This is a genomic window from Segatella copri, assembly GCF_019249765.2.
In the GTDB taxonomy this organism is placed as follows: Bacteria; Bacteroidota; Bacteroidia; order Bacteroidales; family Bacteroidaceae; genus Prevotella; species Prevotella copri_K.
Genome location: NZ_CP152484.1, coordinates 1,822,525 through 1,843,714 on the forward strand (window position 1 = coordinate 1,822,525; position 21,190 = coordinate 1,843,714).

General features: G+C 47.0%; 20 protein-coding genes. 8 read left to right on the forward strand and 12 right to left on the reverse strand.

Annotated elements, in window-relative coordinates; translation table 11 throughout:
• Positions 1 to 5 precede the first annotated feature (5 nt).
• The 3 genes from KUA46_RS08105 to KUA46_RS08115 all read left to right on the forward strand — a co-directional run bounded on the left by KUA46_RS08105 (position 6) and on the right by KUA46_RS08115 (position 3,351).
• A complete protein-coding gene (locus KUA46_RS08105) occupies positions 6 to 566 on the forward strand; it encodes a DUF5675 family protein (protein WP_218486821.1) in 561 nt (186 codons plus the stop codon).
• A gap of 180 nt (positions 567 to 746) precedes the next feature.
• Positions 747 to 1,700 (forward strand): phage antirepressor, encoded by a 954-nt coding sequence (locus tag KUA46_RS08110; RefSeq protein WP_256625008.1) that lies wholly within the window; start codon positions 747 to 749, stop codon positions 1,698 to 1,700.
• Between the two features lie 289 nt (positions 1,701 to 1,989).
• The gene (locus KUA46_RS08115) at positions 1,990 to 3,351 is read left to right on the forward strand and encodes an MATE family efflux transporter (RefSeq protein ID WP_218486823.1); all 1,362 of its coding nucleotides are present in this window, start codon (positions 1,990 to 1,992) and stop codon (positions 3,349 to 3,351) included.
• Between the two features lie 72 nt (positions 3,352 to 3,423).
• On the opposite strand, the gene KUA46_RS08120 is transcribed toward KUA46_RS08115, so the two are convergent.
• The 5 genes from KUA46_RS08120 to nusB form a co-directional block, all read right to left on the reverse strand.
• Positions 3,424 to 3,873 carry a DUF5606 family protein gene (locus tag KUA46_RS08120; RefSeq protein ID WP_022121573.1) on the reverse strand — a complete coding sequence of 150 codons (450 nt, stop codon included), beginning with the start codon at positions 3,871 to 3,873 and terminating at the stop codon, positions 3,424 to 3,426.
• A gap of 11 nt (positions 3,874 to 3,884) precedes the next feature.
• Positions 3,885 to 4,457 carry a dephospho-CoA kinase gene (gene coaE / locus KUA46_RS08125; RefSeq protein WP_194256702.1) on the reverse strand — a complete coding sequence of 191 codons (573 nt, stop codon included), beginning with the start codon at positions 4,455 to 4,457 and terminating at the stop codon, positions 3,885 to 3,887.
• A gap of 40 nt (positions 4,458 to 4,497) precedes the next feature.
• A complete protein-coding gene (locus KUA46_RS08130) occupies positions 4,498 to 5,478 on the reverse strand; it encodes a CdaR family protein (protein ID WP_217745832.1) in 981 nt (326 codons plus the stop codon).
• Positions 5,471 to 5,785 carry a preprotein translocase subunit YajC gene (gene yajC / locus KUA46_RS08135; RefSeq protein ID WP_006847301.1) on the reverse strand — a complete coding sequence of 105 codons (315 nt, stop codon included), beginning with the start codon at positions 5,783 to 5,785 and terminating at the stop codon, positions 5,471 to 5,473. Before yajC ends, KUA46_RS08130 begins: the two co-directional genes overlap by 8 nt.
• 78 nt (positions 5,786 to 5,863) lie before the next feature.
• Complete coding sequence (nusB, locus tag KUA46_RS08140; protein WP_153081244.1) at positions 5,864 to 6,931, reverse strand: transcription antitermination factor NusB; 1,068 nt, start codon at positions 6,929 to 6,931, stop codon at positions 5,864 to 5,866.
• A gap of 284 nt (positions 6,932 to 7,215) precedes the next feature.
• Here nusB and KUA46_RS08145 point away from each other — a divergent pair, with 284 nt between their 5' ends.
• The 3 genes from KUA46_RS08145 (at position 7,216) to KUA46_RS08155 (ending at position 8,950) form a co-directional block, all read left to right on the forward strand.
• Positions 7,216 to 7,821 carry a 50S ribosomal protein L25/general stress protein Ctc gene (locus KUA46_RS08145; RefSeq protein ID WP_218486824.1) on the forward strand — a complete coding sequence of 202 codons (606 nt, stop codon included), beginning with the start codon at positions 7,216 to 7,218 and terminating at the stop codon, positions 7,819 to 7,821.
• A gap of 51 nt (positions 7,822 to 7,872) precedes the next feature.
• Positions 7,873 to 8,445 (forward strand): aminoacyl-tRNA hydrolase, encoded by a 573-nt coding sequence (gene pth, locus KUA46_RS08150; RefSeq protein ID WP_118066592.1) that lies wholly within the window; start codon positions 7,873 to 7,875, stop codon positions 8,443 to 8,445.
• Between the two features lie 82 nt (positions 8,446 to 8,527).
• On the forward strand, positions 8,528 to 8,950 hold the full coding sequence (locus tag KUA46_RS08155; protein ID WP_118254006.1) for an RNA-binding S4 domain-containing protein: 423 nt from the start codon (positions 8,528 to 8,530) through the stop codon (positions 8,948 to 8,950).
• Positions 8,951 to 8,992: 42 nt separating this feature from the next.
• Here KUA46_RS08155 and KUA46_RS08160 read toward each other — a convergent pair whose 3' ends face one another.
• Positions 8,993 to 9,115 carry a hypothetical protein gene (locus KUA46_RS08160; protein ID WP_006847295.1) on the reverse strand — a complete coding sequence of 41 codons (123 nt, stop codon included), beginning with the start codon at positions 9,113 to 9,115 and terminating at the stop codon, positions 8,993 to 8,995.
• A gap of 269 nt (positions 9,116 to 9,384) precedes the next feature.
• Between KUA46_RS08160 and KUA46_RS08165 the strand changes: the two genes are divergently transcribed.
• A complete protein-coding gene (locus KUA46_RS08165; RefSeq protein WP_217745831.1) occupies positions 9,385 to 9,936 on the forward strand; it encodes a porin family protein in 552 nt (183 codons plus the stop codon).
• Between the two features lie 157 nt (positions 9,937 to 10,093).
• On the opposite strand, the gene KUA46_RS08170 is transcribed toward KUA46_RS08165, so the two are convergent.
• A complete protein-coding gene (locus tag KUA46_RS08170; RefSeq protein WP_218486825.1) occupies positions 10,094 to 13,048 on the reverse strand; it encodes a TonB-dependent receptor in 2,955 nt (984 codons plus the stop codon).
• Between the two features lie 217 nt (positions 13,049 to 13,265).
• On the opposite strand from KUA46_RS08170, the gene aroB reads away from it, so the two are divergent.
• On the forward strand, positions 13,266 to 14,312 hold the full coding sequence (gene aroB, locus KUA46_RS08175; RefSeq protein ID WP_218486826.1) for a 3-dehydroquinate synthase: 1,047 nt from the start codon (positions 13,266 to 13,268) through the stop codon (positions 14,310 to 14,312).
• Positions 14,313 to 14,345: 33 nt separating this feature from the next.
• On the opposite strand, the gene KUA46_RS08180 is transcribed toward aroB, so the two are convergent.
• From KUA46_RS08180 to KUA46_RS08200, 5 genes are all read right to left on the reverse strand, one after another.
• Complete coding sequence (locus KUA46_RS08180; RefSeq protein WP_218486827.1) at positions 14,346 to 15,329, reverse strand: AMP-binding protein; 984 nt, start codon at positions 15,327 to 15,329, stop codon at positions 14,346 to 14,348.
• Complete coding sequence (locus KUA46_RS08185) at positions 15,326 to 16,453, reverse strand: o-succinylbenzoate synthase (protein ID WP_218486828.1); 1,128 nt, start codon at positions 16,451 to 16,453, stop codon at positions 15,326 to 15,328. The genes KUA46_RS08180 and KUA46_RS08185 overlap by 4 nt, the downstream gene beginning before the upstream one ends.
• A 73-nt stretch (positions 16,454 to 16,526) precedes the next feature.
• Positions 16,527 to 18,056: a carbon-nitrogen hydrolase family protein gene (locus KUA46_RS08190; RefSeq protein ID WP_118155096.1), complete on the reverse strand. Its 1,530-nt coding sequence runs from the start codon at positions 18,054 to 18,056 to the stop codon at positions 16,527 to 16,529.
• A 150-nt stretch (positions 18,057 to 18,206) separates the two neighbouring features.
• Positions 18,207 to 19,949 (reverse strand): phosphoethanolamine transferase, encoded by a 1,743-nt coding sequence (locus KUA46_RS08195; protein WP_218486829.1) that lies wholly within the window; start codon positions 19,947 to 19,949, stop codon positions 18,207 to 18,209.
• A 58-nt stretch (positions 19,950 to 20,007) separates the two neighbouring features.
• The gene (locus tag KUA46_RS08200) at positions 20,008 to 21,183 is read right to left on the reverse strand and encodes a BamA/TamA family outer membrane protein (protein WP_218486830.1); all 1,176 of its coding nucleotides are present in this window, start codon (positions 21,181 to 21,183) and stop codon (positions 20,008 to 20,010) included.
• Positions 21,184 to 21,190: the final 7 nt, after the last annotated feature.

The window sequence follows — 21,190 nt, forward strand, 5'->3', positions numbered from 1 at the left end:
TACTTATGCAGATAGTTTTAAAACGTATAGCGAAGAAGAAGACCTACACGATAGGTCGCCTTTACATCCTGAAGGATGAGGACGTGAAGAAGCGCACGATTGAGAGTGTGAACAAGTGCAGGGGGCTGAAGACGGTGTGCGAGGTGCCTGCGGAGAAGTTGAATGCGGACTCGTATTTCTGTGATACGCTGGAGCCGTGCTGGCGCAACCTTCTGGGTGTGGAGCTGAGTCCTGCCGAGGAGAATGTGCGGTTGGGGCGTGTATCGGGCAAGAAGGCGCAGAAGATGAAGGGCAAGACGGCGATACCTGAGGGCACTTATCCGGTGGTGATCAGCAAGTCGCCGAGGTTTCAGATGTGGTTGCCGCTGCTGTTGGGTGTCCCTAATTTTGAGGGCATCCGCATCCATGCCGGCAATTATCCCGATGATACGCAGGGCTGCATCCTGGTGGGTGAGAACCGTGTGAAAGGCATGGTTGTGAACTCCCGCATCTGGCTCCACCGCCTCATCAATGCCATCACCGCTGCGAGAGACAGGGAGGAGAGCATTTGGGGAACGATTTTGTAATGTTGAATGTTGAGTGTTGAATGTTGAATTAGGCTAGCGCCCTTGAGTCCGTTAGGCAAAAAATCAACATTCAACATTCAACACTCAACACTAATAATTCAACATTCAACATTCAACACTCAACATTCAATTTAACATTTTTATATCATGGAAAAAAATTATAAAACAAAAAAAGAAGAAATGAAGAATGAAAAGACAGCGGGTAATGCTGTCGTGTTTGAAAACCCTGAATTCGGTAAGATTCTTACTCAGACCGATGAAAACGGGGAGCCTTTGTTCTGTGCGAAGGATGTCTGCGATATACTGGGGTACAAGAAATCTTATAACGCTGTATATCAGTTCGTTAACCCACATGACACCTTAAAACAAGGGGCATGGGTAGTGACAGGTATTAAGAAGGATGGAAGTGAAGCTAAGCGATGGTCTCAAGTGCTTTTCGTCAACGAGAGCGGATTCTATGCTTTGGTTCTCGGGTCCAAGCTTCCAACGGCGGTGAAATTCAAAAACTGGGTTACTTCCGAGGTGCTGCCGCAGATTCGCAAGACGGGCGGTTATATTCCGGTAAATCAGGGCGAGAGTGATGAGGAGACGATTCGGCATGCTGAAGAGATTCTCAGAGCTACACTCAAGGAGAAGGAGAATCTGCTGAAAAACCAGCAAGTGCAGATTGATCAGCAGAAGAAACTCATCGGAGAACAGGATACGGAGATTCGTCGGCTGAACGGTGTGGTGGATGAGCAGGTGGTTTGCATCGCCAAGAACGGTGAGAACATCATCCAGTTGGAGAATCAGGTGGATCATCTTCTGCCGAAGGCGCTCTACACCGACAATGTTCTCAACTCTGTTTCCTGCTATACCACCACGCAGATAGCGAAGGAGCTGGGTATCACGGCACAGGAGTTGAACCGCCAGCTCTGTGCCCTTCATATCCAGTACTACCAGAGCGGTCAGTATCTGCTCTATGCCGATTATGCCCACATGGGCCTGGCGAAGAGCCGCACCCGCTACTCTACCCTCCCCGACCCTCACTGCGATGGGGCACAGGAGAAGCTGGGCACCGCCTATACCCACACCTACCTCGTATGGACAGAAAGAGGAAGGAAGTTCATACATCTATTAAAGGTAAAAGGGTAAAAAAGTAAAAAGGTAAAAAGAGCCTAGCGGGGGGTAAGCTAGCTAGGGCTCTTTTTACCTTTTTTAGGGGGACCAGCGATGGAATCGCTGGGGACGGGGGCAGGAAGGGGGGAAAGCCTCTTCCTGCCCCTTTCTGCCTATTCCTGCCCCGTTGCGCCCCGTTCCCAGCGATTCCATCGCTGGTCCTCTAAAAAAAAGGGGAGAAAAATTTGGTAATTAGTGAATAAAGCCGTAACTTTGCATGCTCTTAAGCAGAATAAAGGAAATAGATTAGTAATTAAAAGCAAATATGAATAATCATACGACATCAATAACGACGAACAAGAAACATCACTACCGGGAACTGCTGGCTATCGGCATTCCTATCATCATAGGACAGCTGGGTACCATCATCCTGGGATTTGCCGATACGCTGATGATAGGCCATCACAGTACACCCGAACTGGCGGCTGCCGGACTGGTGAACAATATCTTCGGTCTCGTTTTCGTATCCTATATGGGATTCACCTACGGACTCACTCCTATCATCGGACGGCTCTACGGCGAGGAACGGACTGACTGCATCGGACAGAAAGTGCGCAATGCCTTCTGTGCCAACATGCTGACGGGCTTCATCTTCACCCTCGCCCTCGTTGTGCTCTACCTGAACCTGGGGCACATCGGACAGCCTGAAGAGCTGCTCTCGCTCATCCGTCCTTACTTTCTGGTAAACCTCGCCTCGGTGCTCTTCATGGGAATCTTCTTCACGATGAAGCAATTTCTTGACGGACTCGGACAGACCAAGGTGGCGATGTGGGCGATGATTGGCGGCAACGTAATCAATATCCTGGGCAACTGGGTACTGATTTACGGTGTGGCGGGGTTCCCGGAACTGGGTTTGCTGGGAGCCGGTATTTCGACGCTGGTGAGCCGTATTCTGATGGCGCTGGCAATGGTGGGCATGCTGATGACGGGCAAGAATTTCGGGGAATACAGACGCGATATTCTGCACAGTTCTCTGACCAGGGCTGACTTCAAGGAGATGAACCGGTTGGGCTGGCCTGTGGCGCTGCAGCTGGGCATGGAATCGGCTGCCTTCACGCTGAGCTGTGTGATGGTGGGCTGGCTGGGAACCATTCCGCTGGCGGCTCATCAGGTGATGATTACCCTCTCGCAGCTCTTCTATCTCGTGCTTTCGGGCATGGCGGCTGCGCTGGCTATCCGCGTGAGCCATTTTATGGGACAGAAGGACTACGGGGCAGTTCGCCGAAATGCTTACGACGGGTTCCGTCTGAACCTGCTGTTCTCGCTGTGTATGGGTTTGCCGGTGTTCCTGCTTCGCCATCAGATAGGTGGCTGGTTTAATGATAATGTGGAGGTGCAGGCGTATGTGGCTACGCTGATTATCCTGTTGATGGTATATCAGTTTGGCGACGGACTGCAGTATACCTTTGCCAATGCGCTGCGTGGCATCGCCTGTGTAAAGCCGATGGTGCTCTATGCCTTCATCGCCTATTTCGTCATCTCCCTGCCGCTGGGCTACACCCTAGGTTTCCCATGCGGCTTGGGCATTCTGGGCATCTGGTTAGCCTTCCCGTTCGGTCTGACCATAGCGGGAGAAATGTATCGCAGAAGATTTGAGAAGGAATTGAAAAAGATTGAAAAGGAATAAAAAAAGGGTGTATCATATTCTATTTCTAGAAGTATGAACACCCTTAAGTATAATACAACTGCAATTTATTTTTTACTCAGCAACCTGCTCAGCACGATCATCTACGTTCTCACCCTCTGTAGGAGCGAGAGTAGCCTTGAAATCGGTGATGCCGTACTTAGCGAGAATGTTGTACCACTGGAGGAGCTTCTTGATATCGCTGTCGTGAACACGGTCACGATCGTAGTTAGGAAGAACCTCAGCAAAATAAGCGTGGAGCTCAGCAACAGGCGCCTTCTTGTAGTTGAAAGTGCTAGGCTTGCCCTCTTCCTTCTTGCTTACGCTGTCGAGCACTTCCCAGAGTGGCACCTCATCAGCGTCTGTATACATAGCGATGTCACCAAGGCTTGTTACGCGGTCGGTAGCGAAAGCTGGGATACGCTTGTGAGTCTCATCGAGTGTTTCTACGATGAGGTTTCTGTTACCTCTTGATACCAATTTATAAAGGCCTGGTTTGCCTGCAATTGAAAGGATTGTTTCCATTGTCTTTTCTATTATTCTTTATTATTAATGATATCTAATAATTTCCTTACCTGTGCATCGATATCCTGCTCGCCATCGTTCACGATTTCGAAATCGGAGCGGGCTGCAAGTTCTTCCTGCGGCATGACGGCATCTATCCACTGCTGCGCCTTCTCTGCCGGGATATGGTCGCGCTGCATGATGCGCTGGATGCGAACCGGTATGGGAGCCGTTACGCAGACCACGAAATCGAGGTGGATACGGCGGTAGAAACCGCTATCGAAGAGGATGGCACTCTCCATCCACTCATAGCTGCTCTGCTCGAAATCGCGCGCCACAGCCGGATGAACCACATCGTTGACAGCCTGCTTGTTAGCCTCGCCAGCCAGCAGAAACTGAGCCAGCACGGGCTTCTGCAAAACGCCCTCTGCGCTGTAAACCTGCTCGCCCACCAGCTTCTTCAAGCCAGCCTGCAAGCGGGCATCGGTACGCATGAGCCGCTTAGCCTCAGCATCGCAGTCGTAAACCCGGATGCCCTGTTTCTCCAATATCCGGCACACATAGCTCTTTCCGCTACCTATACCGCCCGTTATCGCTATCTTCATCACGATGAATTATTAATTGTAAATTATAAATTATTAATCATCATTGCTGTTCCAGCAGATAATCTACCGTTTCCAGTTCGAGATGCGCCTTGCTCACCGAGCGTGGCACGCTGCGCAACTGGAGTTTGCACTTGTCAGAAGGGTTGTTAGCCAGATCGTTATAATCTACTACCACCTTAAACTGGCTCGGCTTGATGGTTCTGAAGAGGCTGGCTCCGATGGTGAATCTTACCGCCACTTTAGATGGGAAGGTACGGAGCACCATGTTATCAGGCATGTTGATGGCCGTAACAGGCACATCGACCGACTCTTCGGTAAGCACATCAGGATATACCGCCAGTCGCACCATCTGAGGCACAATCTTCATGCCACGTATCTTCTTGATAGGTACGCTGCGATGAATGGTATCCTGCAGGTTGCGCATGTTGAACGGCTCGATTTCTACCGATTCCAACTGGTCGAGCTGCTTCTTGTTGGCATAAACCGTAACCGTAGACGGCAGGAATTCGGTATGTGCCAGATAATAGCTCTTGCTGGTTGTAATCCTACCTCTGAACACCACAGGCACTCGCTTGGAAGAGCCGTAGGTGAAGAAGAAATCGAATTTTGCCGGCTTGATGGAGATCAGTTTGGTAGAGCCATAGAGCTGGGATGCCACCTGTTTCTGCACATCAGCCATCGGGATCTGTCCCGTTCCCGTTTCCTCGTCGGCATAATTGGCAAACCGGAATGTGAGCGGATGAATCTTGCCTCCGTAAGCATAGGTAACGAGTGTGAATCCCTTATCGCGCACCGTAATATGCACGGTATCAGGGAGTTCTCCGGTTATCACCGCATTGCGGGGCACGCCGGTTAACTGCACAGGAATATTGAATTCTCTCTCGGTAGTCTCATTGAGCGTCATCATCAGCCAGAAGATGCCGCTGAGAGCGAGAAAGAACAAAAAAATCAGAAACTCCTTATTCAGACCACTGAACAGGAAGTTTCTGACAGCTTTTAATATGCTCTTGATACTATGCATTAGGTGTCTGACTAGCTGCATCAGCAAACACGTAGCCCTTAGCTACAGTGATTACCACGCCACGAGCTATCTCAACATCAACGGTATTAGCCTCAAGGTCAACACGCTTAACAGTGCCATAAACACCGCCGCCTGTAACCACCTTGGTACCCTCTGCCAAAGCATTCTGGAACTTGCGGATTTCCTTCTGCTTCTTCTGCTGAGGACGGATCATAAAGAACCACATGATAGCGAAGATAGCTACCATCATGATGAGAAAACTCATGCTGCTACCACCGGCAGCTGCTTGCAATACTAAATTTGTCATGTTGTTAAAGTATTATCTATTATTATTTTATGTTCTATATATAAATAAGGTGTGACCAGCAAGAAAGGCCTCCGTTATTTACTCACCCTCGCCCGGAGCGCGATGAATGCGCGGACGACGGCCGGCTGGGTGCTGGTTGTCTGGGCGCTGTTTGCCGGCATGTTCGCCGTGCTGTGCATGCTGATGCTGCTTGCGCTCAGGCATCTCCTTCTGGATGAGGTTGCGGCTGATGAGCTCGCGGCAGATGCTGTCGAGCATACCGTTAACATAACCGCCGCTGCGAGGAGTGCTGTATGCCTTGGCAAGTTCTACATACTCGTTGATAGTGACGGTAGCCGGGATGCCAGGGAAGTTCATAACCTCAGCGATGGCAATCTGCATGATAATCACATCCATATAGGCAAGACGGGAGAAATCCCAGTTGCGCAATGCCTCGCTCATATAGCGCTGGTAGGTATCGCAGTTGAGGATGGTAGCACGGAAGAGCTTGCGTGCAAACTCTCTGTCTTCAGCATCCTTATATTCCGGCAGCAATTCCTGCTTGGCCTTAGCTTCCGGATCGAAACGCTTGATAGTCTTCAATACGAAAGTATCTATGATATCCTTGTCATCATTCCAGTAGAGGCTCTTCTCCTCGAGGAATGCATCAAGCTCTTCATTATTCTGAATGAACTGCTTGTAGATGCGGCGCCATACCTCGCGGTCGCGGCTGTACTCGTCGAGATCGGCGAGTTCCTCATCAATAGCACCGCTGACATAATCAGCATAGAGATCGCTAGACGTAATCGCAGTATACACTTTGCGCACCATTTCGATATCCTCATCCCAGTTGGAATGCTTAACATCTATCCATTCGAGCAGCATCTTGTTCTCTTCGAGCTGCAGAGCGAACTTATTGAATGCGAAACGTGGTGAAGGTTCCTGCTCACCCTCTCTCTTGGCACGAGCTACATCTACATCGTAGCGCTTGCGTGCCTCCTGGGTGATGGCAACGATGAGCTGCAACATGTAGTTGTACAAATCGTATGACTTGGAGAGACTAAACATCAGCTCCTTTTCAGCGTTCTCCATGTTATGATCGCTGTTTTGATAGTATGCGTAGGTTAACTGCACAATCTTACGTCTTATCAAATCCCTATTAATCATTCTCTAATGTTTTTAAAAGATTCATTTATTAAATTACCTAATACGCTTGCAAAAATACACATTAAATAGGTAATAGACAAGAAAACGGGCAAAAATTTCAGTTTATTTAAGCAAAAAATTGTATTTTCAATATTTTTTCTGCATATAAAACATGTTTTTCGGCAAAAAGTTTGCTCGTTCCAAATAATTTTCGTAATTTTGCACCCGCTTTAAGCAAAGCTAATCCGTGTGATGGCGAGTTAAGGCACATTTTTTATTAATAACTTAATTTAGAGTAACACAAAATGAAAGAGATTAATGTAACAGGTCAGAAGCGTACAGACCTTGGCAAGAAAGCTTCTAAGACATTGCGTAAGGAAGGTTTTATCCCATGTAACCTTTACGGTGAGAAGAAGGGCGAGAACGGTGCTCCTGAGGCTATGTCATTCGCAGTTCCATTCGCTGAGTTGCGTAAAGTTATCTACACTCCTCATGTATACGTTATCAACCTCATCATCGACGGTGAGAGCCACACAGCTATCATGAAGGAGATCCAGTTCCACCCAACAACAGACGCTCCTCTGCACGTTGACTTCTACGAGGTTAACGACCAGAAGCCTATCACTATCGGTATTCCAGTTAAGTTGACAGGTCTTGCACAGGGTGTACGTGATGGTGGTCGTATGAACCTCTCTATCCGTAAGATCAACGTTACAGCTCCTTACCAGGTTATTCCTGAGCACCTCGATATCGACGTTACAGAGTTGAAGATCGGTAAGAGCATCAAGGTAGGTGACCTCTCATTCGAGGGTCTCGAGTTGGCTACAAGCAAGGCTGTTGTAGTTTGCTCTATCAAGATGACACGTAACGCTCAGCTCGCAGCTCAGACTACTGAGGAAGAAGAGGCTTAATCACTGAGTCATCTAGAGATTTTACGAACCTGAGTAAAGCATTATCAAACATTGGATAAATATTTGATTTGTGGGCTTGGTAACCCTGGCGATGAATACGCCGGCACCAGGCACAACACAGGATTTATGGTATTGGACGCTTTTGCTAAAGCGTCCAATATTCATTTTGAGGATAAGCGATATGGCTTCGTAGCCGAGACTACGCTCAAGGGAAGAAAGATTTTCCTGCTCAAACCTACCACATTCATGAACCTCAGCGGTAATGCGGTAAGATATTGGCTGAATCAGGAAAAGATTGACCAGAGCCGACTCCTCGTTATCAGCGATGAGCTAGCCCTGCCTCTGGGTGCTTTCCGACTGAAGGCGAACGGCAGTAACGGCGGCCATAACGGATTGGGACATATCCAGCAGCTTATCGGTCAGAATTATGCCCGCCTGCGCATGGGCATCGGCAACGATTATCCGCGTGGCGGCCAGATAGACTGGGTGCTGGGCAAATATACTGAGGAAGACATGAAGCAGCTGCAGCCGGCCATCGACCTGGGTGTAGAGATTATCAAAAGCTTCGTCCTTGCCGGTATCGACATCACCATGAACCAGTTTAACAAGCTAGGGAAGAAATAGGAAGCCAGCAGAAGCAGAAGCAGAAGCCAGTCCCCCGTTCCAAGCGATTCCATCGCTTGTCCCCCCAAAAAACAAAGCAGAAATGAAAGAATCAGCAAGAATAGACAAGTGGCTCTGGGCTGCCCGCATTTACAAGACCCGCAGCATTGCTGCCGATGCCTGTAAGAATGGCCGCGTCATGGTGGGAGGCGTAAACAGAAAGCCTTCCTTCATCATCAAGCGTGGCGATGTGGTGAGCGTAAAGAAAGCCCCTATCACCTACTCTTTCGAGGTTCTCGACTGCATAGAGCAGCGCGTAGGCGCCAAGATGCTGTATGGTGTCTATAAAAACGTAACCGACCCTAAGCAATACGAGCTCCTGGAGATGAGCCGCATCAGCGGATTCGTAGATAGAGCAAGAGGCACCGGTCGCCCTACAAAGAAAGAACGCCGTGCCCTGGACGCCTTCGTAGATCCCGCCATGTTTGGATTTGACGAAGAAGACTGGGACGAGGATGAAGAATAAAAGAATCCCCTATACATCTTTTACACTGTATAGGGGATTTTTTTATTCCCATTGAGCATTCTTCTTTTGCTGGCTCTTTTCGTGAATAATCAACCCGACAGCAAAAAGACAAATCAGGATGAGTGCTCCACAAATCATTGCGAAATTAATTTCTTGTGTAGTCATAATTATCTTTCTTTTTTACTTTGCAAATATACAACATTTTAAGATACGATGCAAAAAAATTGGGATAATTATTGCTAAAAATATACGAAATAGAAACTTATATGTAATATTTGGCTACTTATTTTAAAATAAAGCTTAAAATATTTGGAGCGAATAGAGAAAAAACATACCTTTGCACCTAGTAAAAATGATGGAATCAGCATACACACTGATAACTAATCATACTCTATATGAGCATTATAAACTATTAATTTAAAATATTAGAGATTATGAAAAAATTATTCGTTATGGCAGCTATGGTGCTGTCTTCAGTAGGTGCTTTCGCACAGCAGGCTGCAGGTACAACAACTATTCAGCCTAAGGTTGGTTTGAACGTTTCTACAATCGGTGACAACGATTGGAAAGCAGGTTTCGCTGCTGGTGCTGAGTTGCAGTATCAGGCTACAGATAATTTAGGCGTTGCAGTAGGTGCTCTCTACTCTGTACAGGGCTTCAAGGCTAAGGATGTAAAAGTTGCCGGTATGACTTTTGAAGGTGGCAAGTGGAATCCAGGCTATATCAATGTGCCTATCACTTTGAACTACTACCCAATAGCTGGTTTGGCTCTCAAGGCAGGTTTGCAGCCAGGTTTCTTGGTAAACAAGGATGATGCAGAAGACGTTAAGACATTCGACCTTTCTATCCCAGTCGGTCTTTCTTACGAGTACCAGAACATCGTATTCGATGCTCGTTACAACATCGGTGTAACTAAGGTTGCAGACAACTGGGATCATTACAACAACGTAATCCAGATTACTGTAGGTTACAAGTTCGCTCTCTAATCGAGAACTCTTGATAAGACAAAATAACAATCCCCGTTCTTCATTACGAAGAGCGGGGATTTCTTTTTTTCTCGTCATATCTGTTTGAAATAAGCCTCACGTAAACATGAAGTGAGGCTTACTATCGTTTAAAATGAAGCTTACTTCATTTTCTTTTCTAGAACATTCTGCCGCCTGGACGACCACCGCCAAAACCGCCATTGAAAGGACGGCCATGGAAGTTTGGACGGCCACCAGGACCACCAGGACCGCCAGGACCTTCAGGTCCACCCCTACGGGCATCCTTGCCTCCGAAGAGATTCAGGCGGTAAATCACGTGCAGCATCGCATAGCTGTTGATGGCATTATACTCCGTATCCGTGCGTGATGTAGCAGAAATGGCACGAGAGAAGGTGCTCTGCTGACGGAGAATATCGTAGAACTGCAGCATGATGGTAAGAGGCTTGCCCTTCAGGAAACCCTGAGAGAGCTGCGCATTCCATACAAACTCATCCGTATTCATGCTGCTGTCGCTATAACCGCGACGGCTGCTGATAGAGAGGCTTGAGTTCAGACTGGTACCCCAAGGCGCTGTAAGCGTCATGCTTGGTCCATAAGAGAACTGCCAGGTATTGAGGTTGCTGTTAGGCTGCAACTTGTTTGTAGCATGGTTATAATTCAATGTTCCATCGAGCGAAAGCTCCAGCCAGTTGTTGCGATAGCTGAAAGAGAGGCGTTCTCTCCAAGTAGTACTGCGGGTGGTATTCTTCTGGGAATCAGACTGCTTGTCGAGACTCAGATAGCTCACGTAGTTGTTGTAACCCAAGTAGGTGTCGGTATTCAAGTTCCATACACCGGCACTATCGATAGAGCAGTTGAACATAAAGGCTCCCATCACATTCCAGTTGCCATTGATATTCTCAGGTCGGGTGATTCTTCCACCAGTCTTCTCATCGTAGGTCACCTTATTGCTGATGCTATTGTTGGTGGTTGAGAAGTTGATGAAGGTCATGACACCCTTGTTATGGTTCTGCACGAAGTTGTTGTAGAACAATCGGAAGTTCTGGGTGAACGATGGCTTCAATCCAGGGTTACCCTTCGAGATGTTCAGCGGGTCGCTGTTATCTGTGATGTCAAGCAACTGAGAGATGCTTGGCTGAGAGGTGGTACCTCGGTAATTCACGCGCAGGTTGCTCATCTTTGAGAAGCGATAACGGAAATCGAGGGTTGGACTGATATTCGTTACGTTGCGAACGGTATCTACATGCACTCCCTGATATTCCTGGATATACTTCGACTGTTGTGGCTGAATCATCACACCGAAGTTCAAGTTATACTTCTGACGGACGAATCGCATCATCACCTGGATATCGTGATTGTAGTTGCGATACTCAGAGAAACGGCTCAATTCATCATTTCTGTAATCGCCAAGCTGACCGGCAAACGGATTCAGGTAGCTATCCCAACCACGATATTCATGATCGCCATTCATGGCATACTTGCTGAAATCGTAGGTGCTGCGGTCGCTCTTGGAGTAGCTGTAAGTAAACTTATAGCTGAACTGCAGGAAGGTAGCCTTCCAGAGCGGCTCACTATAGGTCAACTGACCCGCATAGCTGTAATTCTTCGAAGGAGTCAGGTTATAGCGGTTGGTCTGATAAGTAGAATCCTTACCCTCCGCTGTCTGTACGAGATAGAGCTTGGCATTGTTGAGCGAGATGCTCTTGCTGTCATTATCCGTATATTTGGCATCCATACGCAAGGTGATGTTGCGTCCCTTGTTGCCCAACTTGCGGTTGATCTGCAGCATACCCCTGATATTGTTATTATCAGAATAGGTGATTCCGTTAGTCAACTGACGGTTCACCATAGCCTCAGCCTTGTCCAACTCCTCAATACCTTCCTCAGAAAGAGGGTCTTTGGAGGTAATGGTATAAGGATCCTTGTTGTAAGAAGCCGACTGGCTGCCACTCAATCCATCGCTGGTACTCCAGGAGATGGAAGGACGGAAGAGGATATTGGTCATGGAATCAGGCATCCACTCCAAGCGGATGTTGCCGTTCCAGCTGTTGCTGCGGGAGAAATTCTGAGTCAAGCTGTTGCTGAACGAAGAGCTGCTACCCATGAAGTTCTCGCTGGAACGACGGCTCCAAATATCGCCATCGCTGTGATTCCAGCGAAGTGAAGTATTGAACTTGAATTTATCTTTCAGTTCGTAATTGTAGTTGGCAGCAATCATCTTACTGGCATTCAACCCGTTAGCACCACCAAAACCTCTGCCAGGGCCACCGCCTCCGAAACCACGGTCGCTGGTGTTATTGGCATTGGCAAAGAGCATGAATCGGTTGTTATCATTGAAATAACCTCCCATGCCACGCATGTTATAGCGGCTCTTGTTGCCCACGCCCAGGTCGATATTGGAAATCAAGCCCTTGTTCATACCCTTCTTCACACCGAAGTCGAGCACGGTCTGCTCCTCGCCATCATCAATACCGGTCACCTTAGAGAGATCACTCTTCTCATCGTATGCCTTGATTTTCTCGATGATGCTGGTAGGCAGGTTCTTCAAGGCAGTCTTGGTATCGCCCGTCATAAACTCCTTGCCATCTACGAGAATCTTCTTTACCTCCTTACCGTTGATCTTGATAGTACCATCATCGCTCACCTCTGCACCCGGCAGACGCTTTACGAGTTCCTCTACTACCGAGCCTTCCGGTGTGCGATAGGCAGAAGAATTGTACACGAAAGTATCCTCCTTCAGAGTTACCTTCTGAGCCATAGCTGTTACCACTGCGCCTTTCAGCATGATAGCCTCAGCACCCAGCACAATCTTCCCCATAGCCAGATCCTTGTTATCAGAAATTTGGATACGCTTCACGGTAGCCTTGTATCCTACGCTCGAAATCTTGAGCAGATACTTGCCATTAGCCGGAGCGGTGACATGAAAGAGTCCGTTCTCATTACTGATGGCACCAGCCACATACGTGCTGTCGCTCTTAAGCAATTGAATAGTTACCTGCTCAATGGCCTCCTTGGTATCGCGGTCGGTAATCTGACCGGATATCAGTCGCTGTTGAGCAAAGGATGCTATTGCCATCAACAGCAGCAGCATCGTCAGAATCGATTTTTTCATTCTTATTTTTAATTTGTTATTATTTCCAACTATGAGTGTTTTCACACATAATCGCTATGATATTCTATTATCATTTTTGTTACTCGATTGTTTTGACGCGTTAAATACACCAAGGTTTAATGCATTCTGAGATAAAAAACGCAAATTTAGCAACTTTTTTTTTGTATTGTCTCCATTTTAGTGTATCTTTGCACAAAAATTAATACGTTAGAATGTTATGGAACAAAGAGTAATCATATCAACCCAACTGGAAAGCGAACTGGTAAGTGCACTTTCTGAGTGTGAGCACGACAAGCTTTTTGTGCTTACAGATACTACGACATTGGAACTATGCATGCCTGTATTGCAGAATTTTTACTGCATGAAGGAAGCCCATATCATCACTATTCCGGCTACCGACAGCCATAAAGACATCGAAAGTCTGATGATGGTATGGAAAGGACTGCAGGAGGGGGGAGCTTCACGCCACTCCTGTATGATTAATCTGGGCGGCGGTATGGTAACCGACCTGGGTGGCTTTGCTGCCAGCACTTTTAAGAGAGGTATCAACTTTATCAATATTCCTACCACACTGCTGGCTATGGTAGACGCATCGGTAGGTGGAAAGACAGGCATCAACTTCGGCGGACTGAAGAACGAAGTAGGTGTGTTCAACGATTCTAAGTTCGTTATTCTCGATACAGAATTTTTAAAGACGCTCGATGCAGAAAACATCTGTTCGGGCTATGCAGAGATGCTGAAACACGGTCTGATTTCTACAGAAGCAATGTGGGAAGAACTGGTCAGTTTCGACCTCGACAAGCCTGATTTGAAGCTGTTGCAGCGCATGGTAGGCGACAGCGTGAAGGTAAAGGAGCGCATTGTAGAGCAGGATCCTCACGAGCAGGGCATCCGCAAGGCGCTGAACCTGGGGCATACTTTCGGTCATGCGTTTGAGAGCTGGGCTTTGAAGCGCAAGCCTATCCTGCATGGTTACGCTGTGGCATTCGGCCTGATTCCAGAACTCTATCTGAGTGTTGCCAAAACCGGATTCCCTACTGAGAAGATGCGCCAGACCGTAAACTTCATCAAGGAATTCTATGGTACACTGGATATTACCTGCGATGACTATGATGAGCTCATCGAACTGATGCATCATGACAAGAAGAACCAGAATGGCATCATCAACTTCACGATGCTGGGCGGCATAGGCGATATCCGTATCAACCAGACAGCTACGACAGAAGAGATCAAGGAAGCACTCGACTTCTTCAGAGAAGGATAATTCAGCTAAAGAATCTTTCTTCAGAGAATCCCTTTAAAGAAAGATAGAGCGCTTCGGCTTTCCGGTTTCGGTAAGCGGGAGATGCTCTACATGAAGGAATTCCCTTGGAATCCAATATTTATGATCAGATAAGAGGCGGCGAACAGTCGCCTCTACTTTTTCTATCTCCTCATCTTCCGTCAGGAGGACAGCAATCTCTCCAAACTTCCCGTCTTTCTTCTTGGCTATCATGAAAGGTTTTTCGAGATAAGGCTTCAACAGAGCCTCAACCTCTTCTATCTGTATCTTGATACCTCCGCTGCAAATCACATTGTCTTTTCTGCCTTTGATGCGAAAACGGAGTTTTTCCACCTTATTATATATATAGGATTCTATTTCCACTATATCGTTCGTTACCAGGGGTTCAGCACAGACCTGCGGAGCATCTATCACCAGACAACCTTCATCGGTCTGACTGATTTTCACACTATCGAAAGGCTGGTACCATTCGCTGGCCTCAGCACCGTTAATTCTTCTCAGGGCAATATGCGAGAGCGTTTCGGTCATTCCGTAGGTACTCCAGATGGCAATATCGCCGGGAAGAGCCTTCAGTTTCTGTTCGAGAGCCTCATCTATGGCTCCGCCACCGATAATAAGATGCCTGATGCGGCAGAGACGAGCCCGCTCTTCAGGAACCTGCAGGGTATTATAAACCTGCATCGGGACCATCGCAGCAAAGGTAATCTCTTCATTTACATCTTTCAAAGGATGCCCACTTGGGCAAACAGAAATAAGATGGAGATGGCGCTCTATACTCCGCACCACCACCATCTTACCTGCAATATAATCGAGCGACATACAGAGCAAGGCACTGTCTCCAGGTTTCAATCCCAGGAAATCACAAGTGATGCGGGCTGAGTTGAGCATTCGCTTCTTCTCTACCATCATCGGCTTGGGCTTGCCTGTAGAACCACTTGTATGAACAAGCACCCGGTCGCTACCGTTATTCCATTCTGAAAGGAATTCTTCTAAAGTCATTTTACAACAAACAGTTTGTCACCACGAATCTCCAAAGGCATCGGTATATTATCAGTAAAGAGCTGACCGGTGCCCAAGCCTTGCGGCATCTTGACATTAGGACCATATACTTTAGCAGCATAATGAGCAATAGCATTCAGACCGATATTACTCTCAAGAGCAGAAGTAATCCAACTGCCGATACCGCGCTGATTAGCCAGTTCTATCCACTCGTTGCATCCATAGATGCCACCATGAAGTGAAGGTTTGAGGATGATATACTGAGGACGGACCGTATCGAGCAAAGCCTGCTTCATACTCCGGACATTCACACCAATCAACTCCTCGTCCAGAGCGATAGGAAGCGGTGTTTCGTGACAGAGCTGGGCCATCTTAGGCCACTGATGCTGCTTGATAGGCTGCTCTATCGAATGAATGTCATATTTAGCCAAAGCCTCCAGCTGGCTCATCGCATTCTCCGGCAAAAAGCCGCCATTGGCATCTACACGCAACTCAACCTGCTCCTTGGTATACACATCACGGATGCGCTTGATGAGATCGAGTTCCTTGAAGAAATCGATGGCACCGATCTTCAGTTTCACGCAATGGAAACCCGCCTGGAGTTTCTCCTCCAACCGGGCCAGCATCTCCTCATAGGTTCCCATCCACACCAAACCGTTGATGGTGATACCTTCTTCACCTCTTCCGAAAGGAGAATCGAAGAGATCTGTCAGGTTCTCCATTCCGGCTGGAACAGAAACCCCTTTCTGCTTCAACATTTCTGAAGAAGAAGATGCTCCTTCAGCAGGAACAATCTCCAAAAACTTCTTCGCTGCATCGAAGAACGAAGCGAAGGCTGTTTCCAAACCGAAGGTGATGCTAGGGTAAGCACGAATCATATCGTAAGGAATGCGTCCCATCTGCTCCACCATCTGACAAACCTGTCGCAGGGTCATCTCATATTCCGGTTTGGCATCGCAACTGAGATCAGGGAGCGTAGCACACTCTCCCACTCCCTCTATCCCCGGCATTTCATCCGAGGTGAGAGTGAGATAATAACTGTGTCTCGTGGTATATACCCCACGAGACGTGCCTGCCGGCTGCTTGAAGTGGAGCGTGCGCTCCGAGATTTCTATCTTATACACTTTATTTAAATGTTAAATGTTGAATGTTAAGTGTTGAGTGTTGAATGTTGAGTGTTGAATTATCCTTCCTCACTTACTTCTTCTGTTTCAATTCATACAGATCCTTGCGGCGGTCGCGAAGATTTCTTACAGCACCGTAGGTATGGAGCTCATTCAAGAGATTCAGGTCAACATCTGATACGAGAATCATCTCGGTATTAGGTGTTGCCTCTGAACGCTTGCCATCGTTAGGGAAAGCAAAGTCGCAAGGGGTGAACACGGCACTCTGGGCATACTGGATATCCATGTTGTGAACACGAGGCAGGTTGCCCACACTACCCGCAATGGCTACATAGCACTCGTTCTCGATGGCACGGGCCTGGGCACATACTCTTACTCGGGAGTAAGCATTCTGGGTATCGGTCATGAATGGAACGAAGAGAATCTGCATGCCATCCTCAGCCATTAATCTTGACAACTCAGGGAACTCCACATCATAGCAGATGACGATACCAATCTTACCGCAATCGGTATCGAAGGTCTGGATATGGCTACCACCACTCAATCCCCAGCACTTCTGCTCATCTGGTGTAACATGAATCTTCTCATACATATCCACGCTACCATCTCTGCGGCAGAGGAAGCCTACATTATAGAGGGAATCATCCTTGAGATAAGGCATACTACCCGTGATGATATTGATGTTGTAACTGATGGCCAACTCGCGGAAACGGTCACGGATTTCTTCGGTATACTGCGCCATCTTTCGGATGCTCTGTGCCTCACCCAAGTCGTTGAAACGAGCCATCAAAGGCGCATTGAAATACTCAGGGAAGAGAATGAAATCGCTCTTGTAATCGCTCACAGAATCAACGAAGAACTCTACCTGTTCGAAGAGGTCATCCACCGAAGCGTATGGGCGCATCTGCCACTGTACCAATCCGATTCTTACGGTAGGCTTGCGGTCTACATAAGAATCCGTAGGTGGCTGATAATAGATGTTATCCCACTGCAAGAGGGTGGCGCAGTGTTCGCTCTCCTCATCGCTAGGAAGATAGTTGCGGATTACGCGGCGCACGTGGAAATCATTGGAAAGTTGGAAGGTAAGAACCGGGTCATAGATTTCACGGTTTCTTACATGCTCGATATACTCCTTAGGGCGCATCTTATCGGCATACTTGTGATAGTTTGGTATACGACCGCCAAACATGATAGCCTTCAAGTTGAGCTTCTCGCAGAGTTCCTTGCGATACTCATACATACGGCGAGCCAGGCGCAAACCACGATAATCAGGGTGGATAAATACCTCGATGCCGTAAAGAATGTTTCCCTTAGGATCGTGGGTATTGAAAGTTTCATTACCCGTAACCTGAGCATAGGTATGATCACCCTTCACCATATTATAATTGACGATGATAGAGAGCGCACAGCCCACAATCTTATCATCAACGATAATAACCACCTGTCCCTCAGGGAAGATAGTAATGAGTTTCTTAATCTGTTCTTTTGTCCAGAATACATCTGAGTCTGCGTAAATACGCCTAAATGACTTGGCAAGCTGATCATAATCCTCCATACGGAGGTTGCGCATGCCTACCTTTTCGATTTTTCGAGTTGGTTCCATAACAACTGTATTTTTATTATTATCTAAATCCGGGTGCAAAGATACAGCAAATTATAGATACAGCAAAGAGTTTTCGCAAATAATTGACATTTACGAAAACTCTTTTCATGTATTTTACACAAAGAGCGCGTTTACGCTTAAAATCAGATGCTAATATTTGGCATTTTCCTGTGGAATCGCTTTATCATGATCATCCAGATAAAACAACTTCACAGGATGATACTTCTCACTTGCCACAGAATATTCATCCTGGCGATAACGGGTCAGGATGCCTCCTATCCCCAACATCGTATGAAAAGCCGAAAGACTCGTCTGTACCTGTTGGGTACGATGACCAGATAACATTTTCAGTATTCCCGGATATTGTTTTCCATAACCATCTGATGTCCAGATGATGAAAGGAACATGCAGTTCATAATCAGATGCCTTCGGGGCGGCGTGCAGAAAGAGGTGACGGTCATCATCAAAGATATTCTCTCCATGGTCGCTGGTATAGAGCATCGCCGATGTAGGTTGGCTATATACCCCATCCGTCTTTGCCTGAGTCTTCTCCCATTTCTGCAGACGTTCTACGATACCATGCAGGATATAATCGGTATACCGGATGGTATTATCGTATGCATTCAGCAGGTCATGCCGGTTCTCCGGCTTCGCTTCGCTCTTACTGTCAGGTTTAAAGAAAGCGAAATTACGGGGATAGCGCTCCTGGTAATTAAAGTGAGAACCATAAGTATGAAGTACCACGAAGAGTTTCCGATAACGGTATTGCTTGGATGAAGAAGCATCTGCCGCAGGCAATATCCCATCCAACTTCTGCAACAAATCACTATCATAATGATTATCTTTTGCAGAAGCACCTTCCTTCAGGAAGTAATGTTCATCAGCCTGTTCGCCAAGGAAATCAATAAAAGAATGATTAGGCAGCTGATTGCTGATAAATACGGTATGAAATCCCGCCTCCCTGAAAGCAGCCAGGATACCTTTCTCATGAAAGAGACGTTCGAAATCCTCTGCTGATGCAGCCGACAGGAGCATAGGAACACTCTTATGCGTAGTATTACTCTGGGTTGTAGCATCGGGAAAAGCTATGATTCCAGGAGTCTTGGAAAGCAAAGGATTGGTATCGCGCGGATAACCATAGAGACTGAAATTGTGGGCTCTCGCCGTCTCTCCCACCACCATCACATACACCTCGGGAGCCTCAGCATCGTGCTCGTTCCTGGCATCAAACCTGAAATTCCTGCTTGCCTCCCTGTAATTCTCTGAAGCCGCATCACGCTCGAAAGCAAGATAGAGATTATAGCAAACGTTAACAGGATAAAGCTGGTTGCGCAAGCGATAATCATCTACAGCCACATAGCAAGCCAGCAGACAGAATAAACCGACAGCAGCTATCTCCAAAGCCCAACGACGCACTCGATGCTGGAGTCGAACCACTATCATCCCTTTCTTGCTGATATTGACAATAGCCAGAACCAGCAAAGGAAGATAAACCACAAAAACACCCACCACAGCAGGCAACAGATTACCAAGCAGTTCCTTCACCTCGCCAGGATTGGTAGTTACAAGATTCAGAAACATATCTACCGCTATCACTCCCGTCCCGAAGAGATAAAGCAATACCAGTTGGAAGGCAGCGAAAAAAACAAAAAGAAAAGCCCACCAGATCATCTTACCCGGGCATCTGGTTAACGAAAAGAACCACATGTAGAGTGCCAAAGGTAGCAACACATTGGCACCACAAGCCCAAGGAGCCAGACATTCGGTATAGCACAGAGCTATATTAGGCAACAACAATGCTACCACAGCATACCCGTAAAGGAATGCGCCCGATGACACCTTATTATATATAGGCAACACCACCTTATTATATATATCCGTAAAACTGTTCATTCTACTTTTTCATTAACACTTTAAAGAGCATTATCAAACTACATAAAGAGCATTATTACTAAAACGCTTCATTGATATTGAAGAGAAAACCAGACTGCCCCGACTTACCGAATCCATAATCCAGACGTACATTCACATTCTTCTTAAATTCCCAGCGATATCCTACACCGGCATTCGGCAAAATCTGTTTAGAGCGCAATGCCGAGAATTTCGGGAAGATGGTTCCTGCTCCAACCCACACTACGATGCCATTACGCTTCCATACATGTTGGCGCAACTCAACCGTAGCTTCCAGAGAATGTTTATCGCGATAACGGCCTTCATAATAGCCACGCATGGAATGAGTACCACCCAATTCAGCCATCATTCCCCACGAAGGATTACCAAAGTTGAGGTTAGCCCCAATGTCCTCGGCAAGAACCGTTCCCTTACCCAGTCGCTGATAGGCATCAAAACGAAATGCCGTCGTACTGAAAGCATAATCATTCCCCATAAATCCAGGTCTGAACATCTGATTGATATTCAGATAGATACCACGATGTGGATTCGTAAGATTATCTCTGTTATCATATACCAGAGAAACGCCAGCTCCTACATTCCAAGTATGCTGATCCATGCCTTGCAGCAATTCCGGACGCTCAATATGTTTACCTATTACATAGTCATAACTCGCCATCGGTCCGATATAGAAATTATCTGCTACACGAAACAGGAAGCTAACTTCAGCCTGAGCCTGCCAACGCTTCATGTCACTCTTATTGGCATCGTTATCGCCCATTTCATAACCTATTCCCCAAAATTCAGAGGGAAAAGAATAGAAATAAAGGTGATAATCGATGCGATATCTTCCTTTAGGAGCAATATGGTTACCACGGACACCCAACATATAGAAACCTACAGAACTGACATCACCATAAAGCGAGACATTAGAAGGAGGAAGAATACTGTCATTCGGATCAGTACGGTATAGTCCTGCTGCCACCAATCCCAATCCAAACTTGGTATCAGAGGCATAATGAGGGCCACCTATCACACTAAAATCGAAACGCTTATGCTTCTTGTTTTTGTTGGAATCATTAAAGTAGTCAAGAATCCGGTTCACCCATGATTTCCCGGCATGTAAAGCCATCGTATCCACCTTCTCTGCAGATGAGATACTATCGGTTACATAAGGCTCAGAGGCATAGCTGCCCAATGCCAACATCATAATAAGTATTGTCAGAATATGCTTCATTTTGTCG